General features: G+C 71.2%; 16 protein-coding genes. 6 read left to right on the forward strand and 10 right to left on the reverse strand.

All coding sequences use genetic code 11. The features are described 5' to 3' along the window. Positions 1 to 18 precede the first annotated feature (18 nt). A complete protein-coding gene (locus N6H00_RS35685; protein ID WP_268975995.1) occupies positions 19 to 1,221 on the reverse strand; it encodes a copper amine oxidase in 1,203 nt (400 codons plus the stop codon). A gap of 14 nt (positions 1,222 to 1,235) precedes the next feature. After that, positions 1,236 to 2,054 (reverse strand): hypothetical protein, encoded by an 819-nt coding sequence (locus N6H00_RS35690; RefSeq protein WP_268975996.1) that lies wholly within the window; start codon positions 2,052 to 2,054, stop codon positions 1,236 to 1,238. A gap of 349 nt (positions 2,055 to 2,403) precedes the next feature. On the opposite strand from N6H00_RS35690, the gene N6H00_RS35695 reads away from it, so the two are divergent. Next, positions 2,404 to 2,817 (forward strand): helix-hairpin-helix domain-containing protein, encoded by a 414-nt coding sequence (locus tag N6H00_RS35695; protein ID WP_268975997.1) that lies wholly within the window; start codon positions 2,404 to 2,406, stop codon positions 2,815 to 2,817. Then, on the forward strand, positions 2,814 to 3,128 hold the full coding sequence (locus tag N6H00_RS35700) for a hypothetical protein (protein WP_268975998.1): 315 nt from the start codon (positions 2,814 to 2,816) through the stop codon (positions 3,126 to 3,128). The genes N6H00_RS35695 and N6H00_RS35700 overlap by 4 nt, the downstream gene beginning before the upstream one ends. 16 nt (positions 3,129 to 3,144) lie before the next feature. On the opposite strand, the gene N6H00_RS35705 is transcribed toward N6H00_RS35700, so the two are convergent. Next, complete coding sequence (locus N6H00_RS35705) at positions 3,145 to 3,882, reverse strand: SDR family oxidoreductase (protein WP_268976000.1); 738 nt, start codon at positions 3,880 to 3,882, stop codon at positions 3,145 to 3,147. 132 nt (positions 3,883 to 4,014) lie between these two features. Here N6H00_RS35705 and N6H00_RS35710 point away from each other — a divergent pair, with 132 nt between their 5' ends. Next, positions 4,015 to 4,593, forward strand: a complete 579-nt coding sequence (locus N6H00_RS35710) for a TetR/AcrR family transcriptional regulator (RefSeq protein ID WP_268976001.1) — start codon at positions 4,015 to 4,017, stop codon at positions 4,591 to 4,593. Positions 4,594 to 4,612: 19 nt separating this feature from the next. On the opposite strand, the gene N6H00_RS35715 is transcribed toward N6H00_RS35710, so the two are convergent. Then, positions 4,613 to 5,854, reverse strand: a complete 1,242-nt coding sequence (locus N6H00_RS35715; RefSeq protein WP_268976002.1) for a cytochrome P450 — start codon at positions 5,852 to 5,854, stop codon at positions 4,613 to 4,615. Between the two features lie 98 nt (positions 5,855 to 5,952). On the opposite strand from N6H00_RS35715, the gene N6H00_RS35720 reads away from it, so the two are divergent. Then, positions 5,953 to 6,828: a helix-turn-helix transcriptional regulator gene (locus tag N6H00_RS35720; protein WP_268976003.1), complete on the forward strand. Its 876-nt coding sequence runs from the start codon at positions 5,953 to 5,955 to the stop codon at positions 6,826 to 6,828. Then, a complete protein-coding gene (locus N6H00_RS35725; RefSeq protein WP_268976004.1) occupies positions 6,825 to 7,673 on the forward strand; it encodes an oxidoreductase in 849 nt (282 codons plus the stop codon). Before N6H00_RS35720 ends, N6H00_RS35725 begins: the two co-directional genes overlap by 4 nt. 147 nt (positions 7,674 to 7,820) lie before the next feature. Here the strand turns inward: N6H00_RS35725 and N6H00_RS35730 are convergent, their stop codons facing one another. The 5 genes from N6H00_RS35730 to N6H00_RS35750 form a co-directional block, all read right to left on the reverse strand. Next, complete coding sequence (locus tag N6H00_RS35730) at positions 7,821 to 8,156, reverse strand: hypothetical protein (protein ID WP_268976005.1); 336 nt, start codon at positions 8,154 to 8,156, stop codon at positions 7,821 to 7,823. Between the two features lie 85 nt (positions 8,157 to 8,241). Further along, positions 8,242 to 9,078, reverse strand: coding sequence for an undecaprenyl-diphosphate phosphatase (locus N6H00_RS35735; protein ID WP_268976006.1), 837 nt, complete (start codon positions 9,076 to 9,078; stop codon positions 8,242 to 8,244). 215 nt (positions 9,079 to 9,293) lie between these two features. Then, entirely contained in the window at positions 9,294 to 9,695 is a 402-nt protein-coding gene (locus N6H00_RS35740; RefSeq protein ID WP_268976007.1) for an SseB family protein, read from the reverse strand. 177 nt (positions 9,696 to 9,872) lie between these two features. Next, on the reverse strand, positions 9,873 to 11,378 hold the full coding sequence (glpK, locus tag N6H00_RS35745) for a glycerol kinase GlpK (protein WP_268976008.1): 1,506 nt from the start codon (positions 11,376 to 11,378) through the stop codon (positions 9,873 to 9,875). A gap of 51 nt (positions 11,379 to 11,429) precedes the next feature. Then, positions 11,430 to 12,197 carry an IclR family transcriptional regulator gene (locus N6H00_RS35750; protein WP_268976009.1) on the reverse strand — a complete coding sequence of 256 codons (768 nt, stop codon included), beginning with the start codon at positions 12,195 to 12,197 and terminating at the stop codon, positions 11,430 to 11,432. A 197-nt stretch (positions 12,198 to 12,394) separates the two neighbouring features. Between N6H00_RS35750 and N6H00_RS35755 the strand changes: the two genes are divergently transcribed. After that, positions 12,395 to 12,961: an ATP-binding protein gene (locus N6H00_RS35755; protein WP_268976010.1), complete on the forward strand. Its 567-nt coding sequence runs from the start codon at positions 12,395 to 12,397 to the stop codon at positions 12,959 to 12,961. Between the two features lie 8 nt (positions 12,962 to 12,969). On the opposite strand, the gene N6H00_RS35760 is transcribed toward N6H00_RS35755, so the two are convergent. Next, a complete protein-coding gene (locus N6H00_RS35760; RefSeq protein ID WP_268976011.1) occupies positions 12,970 to 14,253 on the reverse strand; it encodes a phosphatase PAP2 family protein in 1,284 nt (427 codons plus the stop codon). Between the last annotated feature and the right edge of the window lie 149 nt (positions 14,254 to 14,402).

Consider the following 14,402-nt stretch of genomic DNA (forward strand, 5'->3'; position numbering starts at 1 on the left):
CGGACGACGGGAGCCGGGTCATGGCAGCTGGCTGGTGGCCGTGACATCCCGGGGTACGATCCGGAACCCCTGCCAGTGGGTGGGCATGGGGTCCTGGTCCTCGTCCCTGGGCACATGGTGGAAGTCGACGCTGACCCAGGCGACCGGGTCGGTGAGCCGCTCGCCGTCGGTGTACGTGTCGACCGAGGCCGCGCAGCCGGGGGCGGTGTTGCCGTAGGCCAGCCGCTCGCACTCCCGGTACTGCGTGAAGTACATGTCGTGGTGGGTGAACTCCTCGGTCTCGCTCGGCCCCCGGTACTGATCGCTCTCGTGGTTGTCGATCTCCCACGACTTGGCGTGGCCGTCGGTGTTCTCGGCGGCGGGGTTGACCACCCGCCAGAAGCGGGTGGGCGCGAGGTCTGCGGCGGTCTCCTTGGACAGCACGGTGCGTTCGGTGGTGCGCTTCGCCGTACCGCTGCCCGGGTAGTCGTACTGCTCCACGGTGTTCTCCGACGCCCCGTCGACGTCGAAGTCCAGCCGCCAGAAGATGTTGTGCGAGTGGTTCTCGCTGAACCGGGTGGAGCCCACCCCGGTCGGCCAGCCGCTGCCCGCGTCGGAGAACTGGAACGGCGAGAGGCTTCCGGTGGCGCCCGAGCGGGGCGTGATGGAGCCGTCGTCCGCGAAGCGCCACTCGGTGATGTAGTCGTACCAGCCGATCTCGGAGACCGAGAAGACGACCAGGTCGGTGCCGTGCAGTACCCCTTTCTCCACTGCGCTCTTGTACGCGAACGGCCGGGGCTGCTCCTCGACGCACAGCACCGGGGTGTCCTGGACGTCGCGCAGCTGCCCGGTGGGGCAGTCCTTCTCACTGAGCCGGGTGAGCGTCCCCTGTTCCAGATCGCCGAAGCCGATCGCGGAGACGTCGTAGAAACGCGGCTGACCGCTGTCGTAGGGCACATGGACCTCGGCCAGCGAGGCGCTCTTCAGGACCCGGGTGGCGGTGCCGCGGTTCGGTGTGTAGACGACATCGCTCAGCACCGCACCGGTGTTGCGGTCGATGTCCCAGCACATCTGCCACCGGGCACCGTTCTTCAGCGTCGTGTCGATGCGCTCCGCGGCGGGGCAGGACGGGGCGTCCGCCGAGGCCCTCGCCGGGGCGGCGGACGCCGGGCCCGGCACCCACAGGGCCAGCAGTCCCACCGCGGCGATCAGCACCCGGGCACGCCGGAACAGACTGGACACGGACAACGTCCCCCTCACAGGCCGATGACGGCGGCGCGCCCGGCCGACAGATCGATGACGATCCGGCTGGTGTCGATCCACTTGCCGTCCGGAACGCGTACGAAGAGCTGCACACAGCGGTGCTCACCGCACTGGGACACCTTCCGGGCGCCGTCCACCCCCTTGGCGCGGGAGCCGATGAACGCCATGCTCTGCAGGCGCAGTTGGGACGGCGAGGTCAGCCGCTTCCCGGTCGCCGAGGCGTAGGCGTCGCGCATTCCGGGGCCGAGCCGCCGGTCGGCGAGGACGATCCGCACCGCCGCACGGGCCTCGGCCAGGGTGGGAGGCGGCTGGACGCCGTGCTGACGGGTGGCGTGCACGACCTTCTTGGAGCGCAGATCGACCAGCCGGGTGATCAGGGTGTCCGAGGCGTAGTCGTAGAGCTGGACCTCGGCCCGGCTGTCCGGGGCCGGGGAGGCCGACTTGTCCCGGGGCGGGCGGCGGATGTCCAGCGGCTCGGCGCCCGCGCCGCCCGCGGCGTTCCGCTCCCCGCCGGTCTTCCCCTTCTCGGCGCCCTGATCGCCCGCCGTGGGCGTGGTGTCCGGCCGGGTGGCGGCGGCGCGGGCGATCCGGGCCGCCTCGCGCGACTCCTTCGGCGTCAGCCGGCCCGAGTGCGCGGCGACGACGGCCGCCGGCTCCGGGGCGTCGGGCGCGGGCGATCCGCCCGCTTCGAGGGCGGCGATCCCACCGCCCGCCAGCACCGCCGACAGACCCAGTGCCGCGGATATACGCCATCGCCGGTGCCGGCGCCTGCGCGTATCGGCCGCACCTTTGTCCGTGGCGTTGTCTCTCATCACCCAGCCGTTTCCGTTGTCGGTCAAGTGAGCCCGGTGGAGCTCGGGGTGACAGCACTCGGCCGGTTCCCGGATTGCTTCTGGTGCGTTTCCCGTCCCCGTCGGCGTCATCGACGTCGTCGGTGTCGCGGCGTTTTCGACGGGAATCAAGCCGCTGACGACGGCTCGCGCGGACCCCCCGGACTCTTCGCTGTCCACTGATGGTTCACGCTTTCACCACTGCGGTCGGCATAACAGTCGCATTTGTCATCAAGCGGCTGTGAGAAACGCATGTGCCGGTGGGCGGGCGTGCGGCCGCAAAGCGATGGCACGGAAGGCCCGTTGGACGCCGCTCTGTCATCATGCTCACATGAGTCATTCGATCACCATGAGATGTGACATCTGTGGTGCCACTCATTCCTCTTCCGCGGCCGACAGCGTAGGTGCGCTCCGCGCCTCCATCGTCCGAATGAGCTGGTCCAGGACGCGATGGGATGGCCGGGTGATCGATATGTGCGGTGGGTGCGGGGCCCGGGAAACGGCTCCGGCCGCATCCGGAGGCCGCTGCGGTTCCTGTGAGGGCGGTGAACTCTTCGACGTCCTGGGACACGACAGAATCGGCCATCGTTTGGCCAATGCATTACTCAGAGCAGGTATCGATAATATCGAACTCCTGTCCAGTTTCTCCGCGCGCCAGCTTCGCGATCTGGATGGCATCGGCGCCGTGAGCGCGCATCACACGCTCAATCGTCTGCACTCCGCACCGAACGAAAGGCGATCGTGAACGAATATCCCGCCGGGGTATCCGCACGGCCCGCTCTGTACAGCGGTCGGCGGCACCGGGCGCTGTGGGTGACCGGAGTGGTTTTTTCCGCCGGTCTGCTGGCGCCGCTGTTATTCCTCTTCGCCGCCCGTAAGGGGATCGTGCCGCGCACCGTACCGGCGGCGTACGCGGCGGTCATCTATCCGCTCGCGCTCGGCCGGCAGTGGCTGCCGGACCCGGGCGACTGGATCTCCTGGACGCTCGCGGCCGTGGTGCTCACCGCCGCCGTCCATGCCGCGCTCCTGGACACCGGCCGCACCCCCGGTGGCTGACCGCCGGGCGCGGACGTCAGCTCTGTGCGGTGGGGCGGACCACGATCTCCCCGACGTCGACACCGGCCGGCTGCTCGATGGCGAACGCGATGGCGCGGGCGATGGCGTCCGGGGACATCGCGATCTTGTCCATGCCCTCCTGTATCCCGCTCCGCGTGGCCGGGTCGGTGATGGAATCCGCGAGTTCCGTCCGGGTGAACCCGGGCGAGACGGTGGTCACCCGCAGCGTCTCGCCGGCCTCCTGGCGCAGCCCTTCGGAGATGGCCCGTACGGCGTTCTTGGTGCCGGCGTAGACCGACATCGTCGGGACGATGGTCAGCCCGGCGGTGGAGAGGGTGTGTACGAAATGCCCGAAGCCCTGCGCGCGGAAGACGGGCAGCGCTTCGGCGATGCCGTACAGCACCCCCTTGATGTTGACGTCGACCATCTCCTCCCAGTCCGCGACGCGCAGATCGTCGAGGGCGGAGATCGGGCTGATACCGGCGTTGCCGACCAGGACATCGAGCTGTCCGTACCGTCTCCGTGCCGTCGCGACCAGCCGGGACAGATCCTCGCGCCGCTTGACATCCGTGACGACCGGGACCGCCTCGCCGCCCGCCGCCGCGATCCGGTCCGCCAGCGCCTCGATGCGGTGCGACCGCCGCGCGCCGAGGACGACCTTCGCGCCGCGCTCGGCGAGCAGCAGCGCGGTCGCCTCGCCGATGCCGCTGCTCGCGCCCGTAATGGCGACGACCTTGCCTTCGATACCCGACATCATGGGTCCTTCCAAGAAGAAAAAGGGGGAGGTGGCGATGGACTACAGTGCTAAGTGGAGGCGCCGCCACTTCACCGAAGCCTAAGTGGAAGTCCCTCCGCTTAGCAACACGAATCGAGGAGAGAGCCGCCGATGGCCAGAGACCCAGGGCGCCCCCTGCGGGCCGACGCACAGCGCAACCGGGAGAAGATCCTCTCCACGGCGGTGCGGGTGTTCGCCGAGGAAGGGCTGGACGCCCGCCTCGAGCGCATCGCCAAGGAGGCGGGCGTGGGCACCGGCACCCTCTACCGGAACTTCCCGACCCGGGAGCTGCTGATCGAGGCCGCCTACCGCAACGAACTCGCCCGGCTCTGTGCCGCCGCCCCCGAACTGCTGGCGACCCTGCCCCCGCGCGAGGCCCTGCGCGCCTGGCTGGGCCGTTTCATGGACTACGCCAACGCCAAGCTGGGCATGGCGGACGCGCTGCGGGGCGTCGTCGCGTCGGGCGTCAACCCCTACGCCCAGAGCCACGAGATGATCCAGGACGCTCTGACGCGGCTGATGGACGCCGCCGTCACGGCCGGTGCGATCCGGTCGGACATCGGCGCCACCGACATGTTCGCCGCGCTCACCGGTATCGCCCTCGCCTCGGGCAAGCCCGAACAGCGGGAGCAGGCCGACCGTCTGCTCGACCTCACCCTGGACGGGCTCAGCGCCGCCCCCCGGCCGTAGCGGCCACGGACCGCGGTGGTCAGGGGCGGCCGGTGAGTTCGACCGTACAGCCGCGCAGCTCATAGCCGGCGATCGGGTCCTTGAAGCCGACCCTGGGCGGGGTCGTCATACGGATGCCGGGCAGGGCGAACAGGCGGCTGAGGAAGACGTCCGTCTCCAGGAGCGCGACCGGGGCTCCGGGGCATGTGTGCGCACCGTCCCCGAAGGACAGCCCCGGCGCCCCGGCGCCCGCGGCCATCGGGCGGCCCGGACGGAGCCGCTCCGGCCGCTCACCCACCGTACGGCCGTCGAGATTGGCGCGGTGGAGGACGACGTCGACCAGCTCCCCGGCCGGAATCGTCACCTCCGCCCCCGGTTCCCCGCCGCCCGGCAGCCGGAGCGGGGCGGTGGTCCGGCGGCGGAGCCGGCCGATGACCGGTTCGAGCCGCAGGATCTCCTGGAGGATCGCGATCCTGCCGGGCTCGTCGGCCGCCCGGTACCGCGCCAGCAGCGCGGCGTCGTCGAACAGATGCCACGCCGCCACAGTGACGAACTCCCGGGTGGTGACCATCCCCGCGGCGGCGAAGGTGAGACATTCCCCCAGGATCTCGCCGGCCGAGCACCCCTCATCCAGCAGATGGGAGATCAGGTCGTCGCGCCGCCGCCGTCGCCGGGCCCGTACGGCCGGGCGGACATCACCCCAGTAGACCCGCAGCCAGTTCGCGTATCCCCGCAACAGCCATCGGATTCCGCGCAGACTGGTCAGCCCCGGGGTGCCGAATTCCTCGGGGAAGAACCGCTCCAGCCGCTCCTGGATCCCCGGCCGGCTCTCGGTCAGGCCGATCACCGCACCGGCCACCTCGATCGCCAGATGGAAACCCGCCTCGGCGAGCTGGCCCCGGCCGGTCTCCCGGATGGTGTCGATCCGCGCCTCCGCCACCCGGACCATGATCTCGCGATAGTGCTCGTCCACCCGGCGCGGGGTGAAGAACCGGGCCGTCTGCCGCCGGTCCGCACGGTGTTCGGGCCCGTCCCGGTAGAGCACCGGCCGCCGGAGCCGCGACGGCAGCTTCTCCACGGTCTCGATGCCGAGCCCGGCCTGCACGGTGCCGGTGCTGCGCAGCACGGTGCGGGCCTCGGCGTAGCCGGACACCTGCCAGACCCCGTCCGGCCCGCGCAGCACCGGGCAGCCGCCCTGGTCCGGCCCCCGGTCGACCTTGCGCCCCCCGTACTCCCGCGCCCCGCTCTCCGCAGAGCCGTCGTCGTGCGACGGGCTGTCCATCCCGGCCCCCTCCGTCGATGGTCCCGGCCTCAGACTAGGAGTAGCGCGGCCACCTTACGGGGTCCATACACCGCGTTCCCCCTCCTAAGCTCGCCTTCATGGACAGCGAGAACTCTCTGGGGCGTTTTCTGCGGGCCCGCCGTGAGCGGGTGCGACCCGAGGACGTGGGCATCCTGCCCGGCTCCCGACGCCGGGTGGCGGGGCTGCGCCGGGAAGAGGTCGCCCTGCTGTCGGGGGTCAGCACCGACTACTACGTACGCCTGGAGCAGGGCCGGGAGCGGCACCCCTCCGCTCAGGTGGTCGAGGCCCTGGCCCGCGCGCTGGTGCTGGAGGAGGACGCGGCGGCCCATCTGCACCGGCTGGCCCGCCCGGCCCCCGTCCGGCGCCGCCCGGCCGCGCGGCGGGAGCGGGTGAGCCCGGCCCTGCTGCGGATGATGGAGGGCTGGCCGCGGACACCGGCCGTGGTCCTGGGGCGCTGTCTGACCGTACTGGCCCACAACGCCCTGGGCGGGGCCCTGTTCGACGGGCACACCCACAGCCGGGACCTGATGCGGCTGGTCTTCCTCGACCCGGACGCGCGCGAGTTCTACCCCGACTGGGACCGGGTGGCGGTCAACACCGTCGCCGGGCTGCGCGCGGCGGCCGGGATCGACGAGGAGGATCCCGAACTGATCGCCGTCGTCGGTGAGCTGTCGCTCAAGAGCGAGACGTTCCGGCGGCTGTGGGCCCGCCACGACATCCGTCAGAAGACCCATGAGACCAAGCGCTTCCGCCACCGCCTGGTCGGTGAGCTGACGCTGGAGTACGAGGCGCTGACCGTGAACAGCGCCCCCGGCCAGCAGCTCATCGTCTACCAGGCCGAACCGGGCAGCCCCTCCGAACAGGCGCTGGCCCTGCTGGGCAGCCTCACCGCCGACGCGGTGGAGGCGCCCCACCGTGTCGATCGCACCACGACGAAGGATCGTTCCATATGACCGTCAATGACTCGCCCGTCTGGTTCATCACCGGTTGTTCGACCGGTCTGGGCCGGGCACTCGCCACCGCCGTCCTCGACCACGGCCACCGGGCGGTGGTCACCGCCCGCGACCCCCGGCAGGTGGCCGACATCGTCGCCGGGCACGAGGGCCGCGCGCTGGCCCTGGCACTCGACGTCACCGACACGGCGCGGGTGACGGAGGCCGTCAAGGAGGCGGAAACCGCCTTCGGCCGCATCGACGTCCTGGTCAACAACGCCGGCTACGGCTACCTCGCCGCCCTCGAGGAGGGCGAGGACGAGGAGGTCCGGGCCCTGTTCGACACCAATGTCTTCGGCTTGGTGGACGTCACCCGCGCGGTGCTGCCGGGCATGCGGGCCCGCCGCGCCGGCCACATCGTGAACATCTCCTCCCTCGGCGGCCTGGCCGCCTTCGGCGCCACCGGCTACTACCACGCCACCAAGTTCGCCGTGGAGGGCCTCTCCGAATCGCTCGCCGCCGAGGTGGCCCCCCTGGGCATCAAGGTGACGATCGTCGAGCCCGCCGCCTTCCGCACCAACTGGTCCGGCCCCTCCATGCGGCAGTCCGCCACCACCATCGACGACTACGCCGGGACCGCGGGCGCCCGGCGCACCAGCACCCTGGCCACGTATGGCCGGCAGCCCGGGGACCCGGTCCGGGCGAGCGAGGCCATCATCGGCGTGGTCGAGGCGGAAGAACCCCCGCTGCGGCTGCTGCTGGGCAAGGCCGCCTACGACATCGCCCAGGCCAGGCTGGACTCCCTCAGGACCGCCTTCGACACCTGGCGGGAGGTCACCCTCGGCGTCGACTACCCGGCCGCCTAGGCCCTGCCCGGCACCTGGCGCCGTCCGCCGGAGACGGTGCGCGCGGCGTCTGGTGCGGGGGCACTTCCCAGCGGTAGCCGGGGGCGCTGTGCCAGGCGTCGCCGGCCAGGCGAGATCTGGCGGACAGGACCTGGCCCCGCCGGGCTGTCAGCGGGCCCGCGCCCGGCGGCCGAACCGGCGCGGCAGCCCCCGCCGCGCCCGGGAGGTCCGCGTCCCGGAGGGCCGACGGCCCGCCGGGGCGCGGCTCGGCGTCCACCGGCCGTCGGGGGAGAGGATCGGCGCCTTGCGCTCCGCCTGCGCCCGGATCTCGTGGTGGGAGTCGTGGGCGGCCACCCGGAACGCCTCGTCATGGGAGGCCAGGGCCGCCCGCAGGGCCGCGCCGGTCGCACCACGGCGACGGGCCAGGGACGCCACCCAGCCGAGGAAGCCCATGATCGCGGCGAGCACACCGGCGACGATCAGGTACGGCAGTAAGTCACCCATGGGACGAGCCTACGCACCGCCGCACATCGTCGCGGACGGCCGGCTCGAGCCGGCCCAGACGCACCGGGCCGGCTCGGGGACGGCGTCAGGCGTTCAGCACACCCGTGCCGAGCAGCCCCAGCAGCGCCACACCGACGACGATCCGGTAGATCACGAAGGCGTTGAACGAATGCTTGGCGACGAACTTCAGCAGCCAGGCGATGGAGGCGTACGCCACGGCGAAGGACACCGCCGTGCCCACCGCGAGCGGCACCGCGCCCACCGCGCCGCCCATGGCGTCCTTGAGCTCGTACAGCCCCGCGCCGGTCAGCGACGGGATGCCCAGGAAGAAGGAGAGCCGGGTGGCGGCCACCCGGTCCAGGTCCAGGATGAGACCGGTGGACATCGTGGCGCCCGAGCGGGAGAAGCCGGGGAAGAGCAGGGCCAGGATCTGCGCGCAGCCGACCAGCATCGCGTCCTTGAAGCCGGTGTCGTCCTCGCCGCGCTTGTGGCGGCCCATCCGGTCGGCCGCCCACATCAGCCCGCTGCCCCCGATCAGCGAGGCGGCCACCACCCACAGGGAGGCGAGCGGGCCGTCGATCAGGGGTTTGGCCGCGAGGCCCACGATCACGATGGGGATCGTGGCGTAGATGACCCACCAGGTGAACTTGTAGTCGTGGTGGTACCTCTGCTCGCGGTCGGCCAGCCCGCGCCCCCACGCGGTGACGTAGCGGACGATGTCGCGGAAGAAGTACAGCAGGACGGCGGCGATGGCGCCCACCTGGATCACCGCGGTGAAGGCCACGACGGAGGTGTCGTCGACCGGGATGTCCAACAGCCCTTCAGCGATCTTGAGGTGGCCGGTGGAGGAGATCGGGAGGAATTCGGTGACCCCCTCCACGACGCCGAGGATGACGGCCTGTCCGATGCTGATCGCGCTCACGTGTCCCGTCCCGCTGGGGTCTTCCCGTACACCGGTGAATGTCTACGGGACCGTAGACGATGGATCGGGGGGTGACCACTTGGCAGGGCCGCCCGTGGGGGACCCGGCGGGAAAAAGTGTGCCAAGCGGCTCCCGGTGGACGCCGTTCATGCGCCGTCGCGGCCCGTGCCCGACGGGTGCGGGCACGGGCCGACGTGGGCGATGGGGGAAGGAGGTCAGGCGGCCGGACCGGAGCCGCTGAGCAGGGTCCGTACGCCGTTGGCCGAGAGGGTGACGGCCTCCGGGGCGCCCGCGTCGATGGTCAGCGAGAGCTCCTCGGAGGGCCAGCCCTGGGCCAGCGCTCCCAGCGGCACCAGGTGGTACCGCTCGATCTGCGGCAGGGCCTGGTGCATCCGGGCCGGAGTGGTGAAGACCGGTACCAGCTGCGCCCCGTCCTCCTGCTGGAACACGGGCAGGGTCACGGCCTGCGGGTCCGGCTCCTCGCCGGTCTCGGCGGAGGGGAGCAGGACCTCACTGTTGGCAAGGGTGTTCAGCGCCGTCTCGTCCGCCCGGTCGGCCGCCAGCTCGCCGAGGGCCTGCTGGGTGGCGGAGACGCTTTCGTCGGAAGGGCTGGTCATGATTCCGTCCATGGATCGGGTTCAGGTCTTCATGGGTTTCTGGGTCCCAGAGCGGCTCGTTGCAACAGCCGCGGCTGGCTCGAATACCCCGGCGTGTGGAGCTCACACATCCCCACCGGAGTCGATTCCTCCGCCGCGGCGCGTCCTGTGCCGGGGCGCGTCCCGCGCGGGAGCGGGCTATGGCCTGGCCCAGCCCAGCGACCTCTGGACCGCCCGCCGCCAGTTCTCGTACTCCGCCTCCCGCCGCGCGGGGTCCATGGTGGGCTCCCACTGGGCGGCGCGGTGCCAGTTGCGGCGCAGCCCCTCCAGGTCCGGCCAGTAGCCGGCGGTGAGCCCGGCGGCGTAGGCGGCGCCGAGGGAGACGGTCTCGGAGACCATGGGGCGCACCACGGGCATGTCCAGGACGTCGGCGAGGAACTGCATCAGCAGATTGTTGGAGGTCATCCCGCCGTCCACCTTCAGTTGACGCAGGGGCTGCGGGGAGTCGGCGTTCATCGCGTCGACCACCTCCCGGGTCTGCCATCCGGTGGCCTCCAGGACGGCCCGTGCCAGATGTCCCTTGGTGATGTACGAGGTGAGTCCGACGACCACCCCGCGTGCGTCGCTGCGCCAGTGCGGGGCGAACAGTCCGGAGAAGGCGGGGACGATGTAGCAGCCGCCGTTGTCCTCGACACCGCGGGCGAGGGTCTCTATCTCGGGGGCGCTGTGGATCATTCCCAGCCGGTCGCGGAACCACTGCACCAGTGAGCCGGTGACGGCGATCGGGCCTTCCAGTGCGTAGACCGGCGGTTCGTCGCCGATCCGGTAGCCCACCGTGGTGAGCAGTCCGTGCCGGGAGCGTACGAGGTCGGTGCCGGTGTTGAGCAGCAGGAAGCTGCCGGTGCCGTAGGTGCATTTGGCCTCGCCGCGGCCGAAGCAGGTCTGCCCGAACAGCGCGGCCTGCTGGTCGCCGAGGGCGGCGCAGATCGGGACGCCGGGCAGCAGGGCGCGGGCCGTGCCGTAGCACTCGGCGGAGGCGCGGATCCGCGGCAGCATGGCCCGGGGCACGTCGAAATAGGCCAGTAGTTCGTCGTCCCAGGTCAGGGTGCGGATGTTCATGAGCATGGTGCGGCTGGCGTTGGTGGCGTCGGTGAGGTGGATGCCGCCGTCGGGGCCTCCGGTGAGGTTCCAGATCAGCCAGCTCTCCATCGTGCCGAAGAGCACATCGCCGCGTTCCGCGCGTTCGCGCAGGCCGTCGAGGTGGTCGAACAGCCAGCGCAGCCGCGGTGCGGAGAAGTAGGTGGTGGGTGACAGGCCGCAGCGTTCGAGGAAGAAGTCGTCCCCGGTGGTCCGCCGCAGTTCCTCGACGTAGCCGCTGGTGCGGGTGTCCTGCCAGGTGATGGCGTGGCTGACCGGAACGCCGGTGCGGCGGTCCCAGACCACCGTGGTCTCGCGCTGATTGGCGATGCCGATCGCGGTGATCTGGCCGGGTTCGATCCCCGCGCCCGCCAGGGCCCGGGGGACGACGGAGCGGCGCAGCTGGGACCAGATCTCGGTGGGGTCGTGCTCGGCCCAGCCGGGCTTGGCGTAGTGCTGTTCGTGTTCTCGCTGGGCGACCGACACCAGCCGTCCCTGGTGGTCGAAGAGGATGCACCGGGTGGACATGGTGCCCTGGTCGATGGACATCACATAGCGTTCAACCATGGCCTGGCCTGCCTTCGGGCGCGTTCCGCGCGGGGCGTGGGGGCGTGGGGGTCACCAGCGGGCGGCGCCGAGGTCGCGGGAGATGGCGCGGGCGGCGTCACGGGTCAGCCCGACGAGTGAGGCGTGGGGCCGTCCTTTGCCGTCGCAGAGGCGTTCCATGGCGCCGGAGATGCCGACGGCGCCCACCACCAGGCCGCCCTGTCCGCGGATGGGCGCCGCGATATCCGCCTCGCCCACCATCATTTCCTGTGTGGCGACCGCCCATCCGGTCTCCCGGATCTCGCTGAGCGCGCGGTTCAGCGCGTGTGCGGAGACGATCGTGTGCCGGGTGTAGCTCTCGGGTTCGGGGTCCATGAGCGGCTCCAGGGGGGTCGCCCCGAACGCCAGCAGGATCTTGCCCAGCGCGCTGGCGTGCAGGGGCAGCAGTGAGCCCACGTCCAGGGTCTGGAAGGTGTCGTCGGGCCGGAAGACGTGGTGGACGATGAGGACCTTGCCTTCCAGGGGCACGCCGATGCGCACCGCCTCGCCGCTGCGGGCGGCCAGGGCGTCGGTCCAGTTGATGGAGCGGGACCGCAGCTCGTTGATGTCGAGGTAGCTGGTCCCCAGGTGCAGCAGCGCCGCGCCGAGCTGGTACTTGCCCGTGGCCTTGTCCTGTTCGACGAAGTCGACGCTCTGGAGGGTGCGCAGGATGCCGTGCGCGGTGCCTTTGGCGAGGCCGAGCGAGGCCGCCACCTCGCCCAGACTGAGCCGTCCGGAGCCCTGGGCGAGCAGCCGCAGAATCGCCGCCGCCCGCTCGATGGACTGCACCGGGCCGGCCATGACGCGATCGTAGCTCGTCGGTCAGCGGCACAGCCTGTCGGCGACGGCGCGAAACGTTCGGTAATGCCGACTGCGATTCGTTGACCCCGTCGGGTGAGCCCCATAGCGTCCGTATCAGGACAAGGACTCCAGTATGCCGATAGGTGACTCATGGGACACCCGGCGGAGATACGTACCCGGCTCGGAGAGGAGGAGACGTGGCGGAACGCTTGAGCTTGCCGGTGCCCGGTGTCGTGGGGCAGGCCGTGGGCATGGCCGAACTGTCCGGTGCCCGGCTCATCGGTGCCCAGGTGTCGGCCCCGGACCCCCTGACGGCGCCGGGGGCGGCCGGTGCCGGTGGCCAGGCCCCTCGTCCGCCGTCGGCGGACGAGGGCGACGGTCATGTCCTCCCGGTCCCGCATGCGTGTGAGGCCGTCGCCACGGTGCGGCGGCGGGCGCACGCGCTGCTGTCGGAGTGGGAGCTGCCGGACGACCGGCTCGACGAGGCGCTCATGGTGATCTCGGAGATGGTCACCAACGCGGTCCTGCACGCCCTGCCCCCGGCGGTGCTGCGGCTGCGCCGGACGGAGTCCGAGGGCTGCTCCACCGTGCGGATCGAGGTCATCGACGGCGGCCCGGTCCCCGCCGACCAGCGGGCGGACGAGGACATCGAGCCCGATGAGCACGGCCGCGGGCTCGGCATCGTCACCGCGCTGTCGACGCGCCACGGCAGCCATGCCTGCCGCGACGGCATCACCTGGTGGGCGGATCTGCCGGTCGCCTAGCGCCCGGCTCAGACCGGTTCGGGCTGCGGTTCCGGCCGCGGGGCCGGCGCGGCGGCCGGTTCCCACCGCCTGGTGGTCCGGACGTAGCCCTGGATCACCGAGGCCATCGCCAGCAGGAGAAGCGGTCCGAACAGCCAGGGTGCCTGGGCCATCTCCACCGGCAGATAGCGATAGCACAGCAAGAGCGCGGCGAAGACCGTCGTGCCGTAGACGACGAGCTGGGTTCCCGACCGGTCCCAGCCGCGGGCGAGCGAGAGCAGCGCCGCCTCGATGGTGAGCGTGAACACCACGCCGGCGACGAGGTCCACGCCGTAGTGGTAGCCGAATCCCAGCGTCGCGCCGAGCGTGGCGATCAGCCAGAACGTGCCCGCGTAGCGCAGCGCCCGCGGGCCCTTGCGGGAGTGGATGAAGATCGCGGTGGCCCATGCCGTGTGCAGGCTGGGCATGCAGTTGCGTGGGGTGATCTCGTCGAAGGGCACCGGGTGCGGGGTGCTGATCGGCGGCGGTGTGTGCGGCCACAGGTCGGCCACGGCCCAGTGCCCGCCGTCGGCGCCGTAGGCGAAGACCGGTCCGACCACGGGGAAGATCATGTAGATGCCCGGTCCGAGGAGGCCGATCACGAGGAACGTGCGCACCAGGTGGTGGCGGGGGAAGCGGCGCTCGACGGCCACCTTGCGCAGCTGGTACATCGCGACGGCGACCGCGGCCACCGCGAGCTGGATGTAGACGTAGTCGAGGATGTGGCTGCCGATCGGGCCGGTGGCCCGGACGATCCGGCCCGCCAGCCACGAGGGGTTGCCCAGCGCGTGATCGGCGGTGGCCACGTACGGGTCGAGCACCGTCGGGCGGGTCCTGGAGGTGATGAGCAGCCAGGTGTCGCCGGTCTTGCGGCCGGCCACCAGCAGCAGGGCCAGCCCGACGCCCTTCAGCAGCAGGAGGCGTTCTGGGCCGGTGCGGCGGGTGACGGCGATGACCGCACAGCCCAGGATGACCCACAGCGCGCCGTTGCCGAAGGGGTGGCCGTCGGTCGGCTGTGCGTCGGCCGCCCACCGCACCAGGAAGAAGACGACGTCGATGCCGATCGCGGCACCGGCCGCGAGGAACCGTTGCCGCCAGGTGAGCACCACCATCATCAGCGCCATACCGGCGTACAGCAGGAAACCGGATTTGGGGGCGAACACCACCTCTTTCACCTGGTTGGTGATCGGCCCCGGCAGCCCGTAGCGGCGCGCGACGATCTCCAGCGTGATGAAGAATCCGAGGGCCGTCACACCGGCCGTGGCCCACAGCATCGTCCGGGGTTGACGCCACGCGGTGGCCTTCGTGCTGCTGCTTATTCGGGAGAACACCCGCGATGCTTTAGATGTCAATGTCTGGCCGATGTACTAGATGGTGGTGATGAGGGCACTCCTCATGGGCCGATCATGCTAGCGGAGCGGTG

Source organism: Streptomyces sp. S465 (assembly GCF_026898115.1).
Classification (GTDB): Bacteria; Actinomycetota; Actinomycetes; order Streptomycetales; family Streptomycetaceae; genus Streptomyces; species Streptomyces luomodiensis.

Excerpts from the sequence above, each read along its gene's own strand:
- N6H00_RS35690 (WP_268975996.1), bottom strand. The coding sequence starts at position 2,054 with ATGAGAGACAACGCCACGGACAAAGGTGCGGCCGATACGCGCAGGCGC.
- N6H00_RS35760 (WP_268976011.1), bottom strand. The coding sequence starts at position 14,253 with ATGCTGTGGGCCACGGCCGGTGTGACGGCCCTCGGATTCTTCATCACG.
- N6H00_RS35705 (WP_268976000.1), bottom strand. The coding sequence starts at position 3,882 with ATGTCGGGTATCGAAGGCAAGGTCGTCGCCATTACGGGCGCGAGCAGC.
- glpK (WP_268976008.1), bottom strand. The coding sequence starts at position 11,378 with ATGGTTGAACGCTATGTGATGTCCATCGACCAGGGCACCATGTCCACC.
- N6H00_RS35695 (WP_268975997.1), top strand. The coding sequence starts at position 2,404 with ATGAGTCATTCGATCACCATGAGATGTGACATCTGTGGTGCCACTCAT.
- N6H00_RS35715 (WP_268976002.1), bottom strand. The coding sequence starts at position 5,854 with ATGGACAGCCCGTCGCACGACGACGGCTCTGCGGAGAGCGGGGCGCGG.
- N6H00_RS35750 (WP_268976009.1), bottom strand. The coding sequence starts at position 12,197 with ATGGCCGGCCCGGTGCAGTCCATCGAGCGGGCGGCGGCGATTCTGCGG.
- N6H00_RS35725 (WP_268976004.1), top strand. The coding sequence starts at position 6,825 with ATGACCGTCAATGACTCGCCCGTCTGGTTCATCACCGGTTGTTCGACC.
- N6H00_RS35740 (WP_268976007.1), bottom strand. The coding sequence starts at position 9,695 with ATGACCAGCCCTTCCGACGAAAGCGTCTCCGCCACCCAGCAGGCCCTC.
- N6H00_RS35720 (WP_268976003.1), top strand. The coding sequence starts at position 5,953 with ATGGACAGCGAGAACTCTCTGGGGCGTTTTCTGCGGGCCCGCCGTGAG.
- N6H00_RS35710 (WP_268976001.1), top strand. The coding sequence starts at position 4,015 with ATGGCCAGAGACCCAGGGCGCCCCCTGCGGGCCGACGCACAGCGCAAC.
- N6H00_RS35730 (WP_268976005.1), bottom strand. The coding sequence starts at position 8,156 with ATGGGTGACTTACTGCCGTACCTGATCGTCGCCGGTGTGCTCGCCGCG.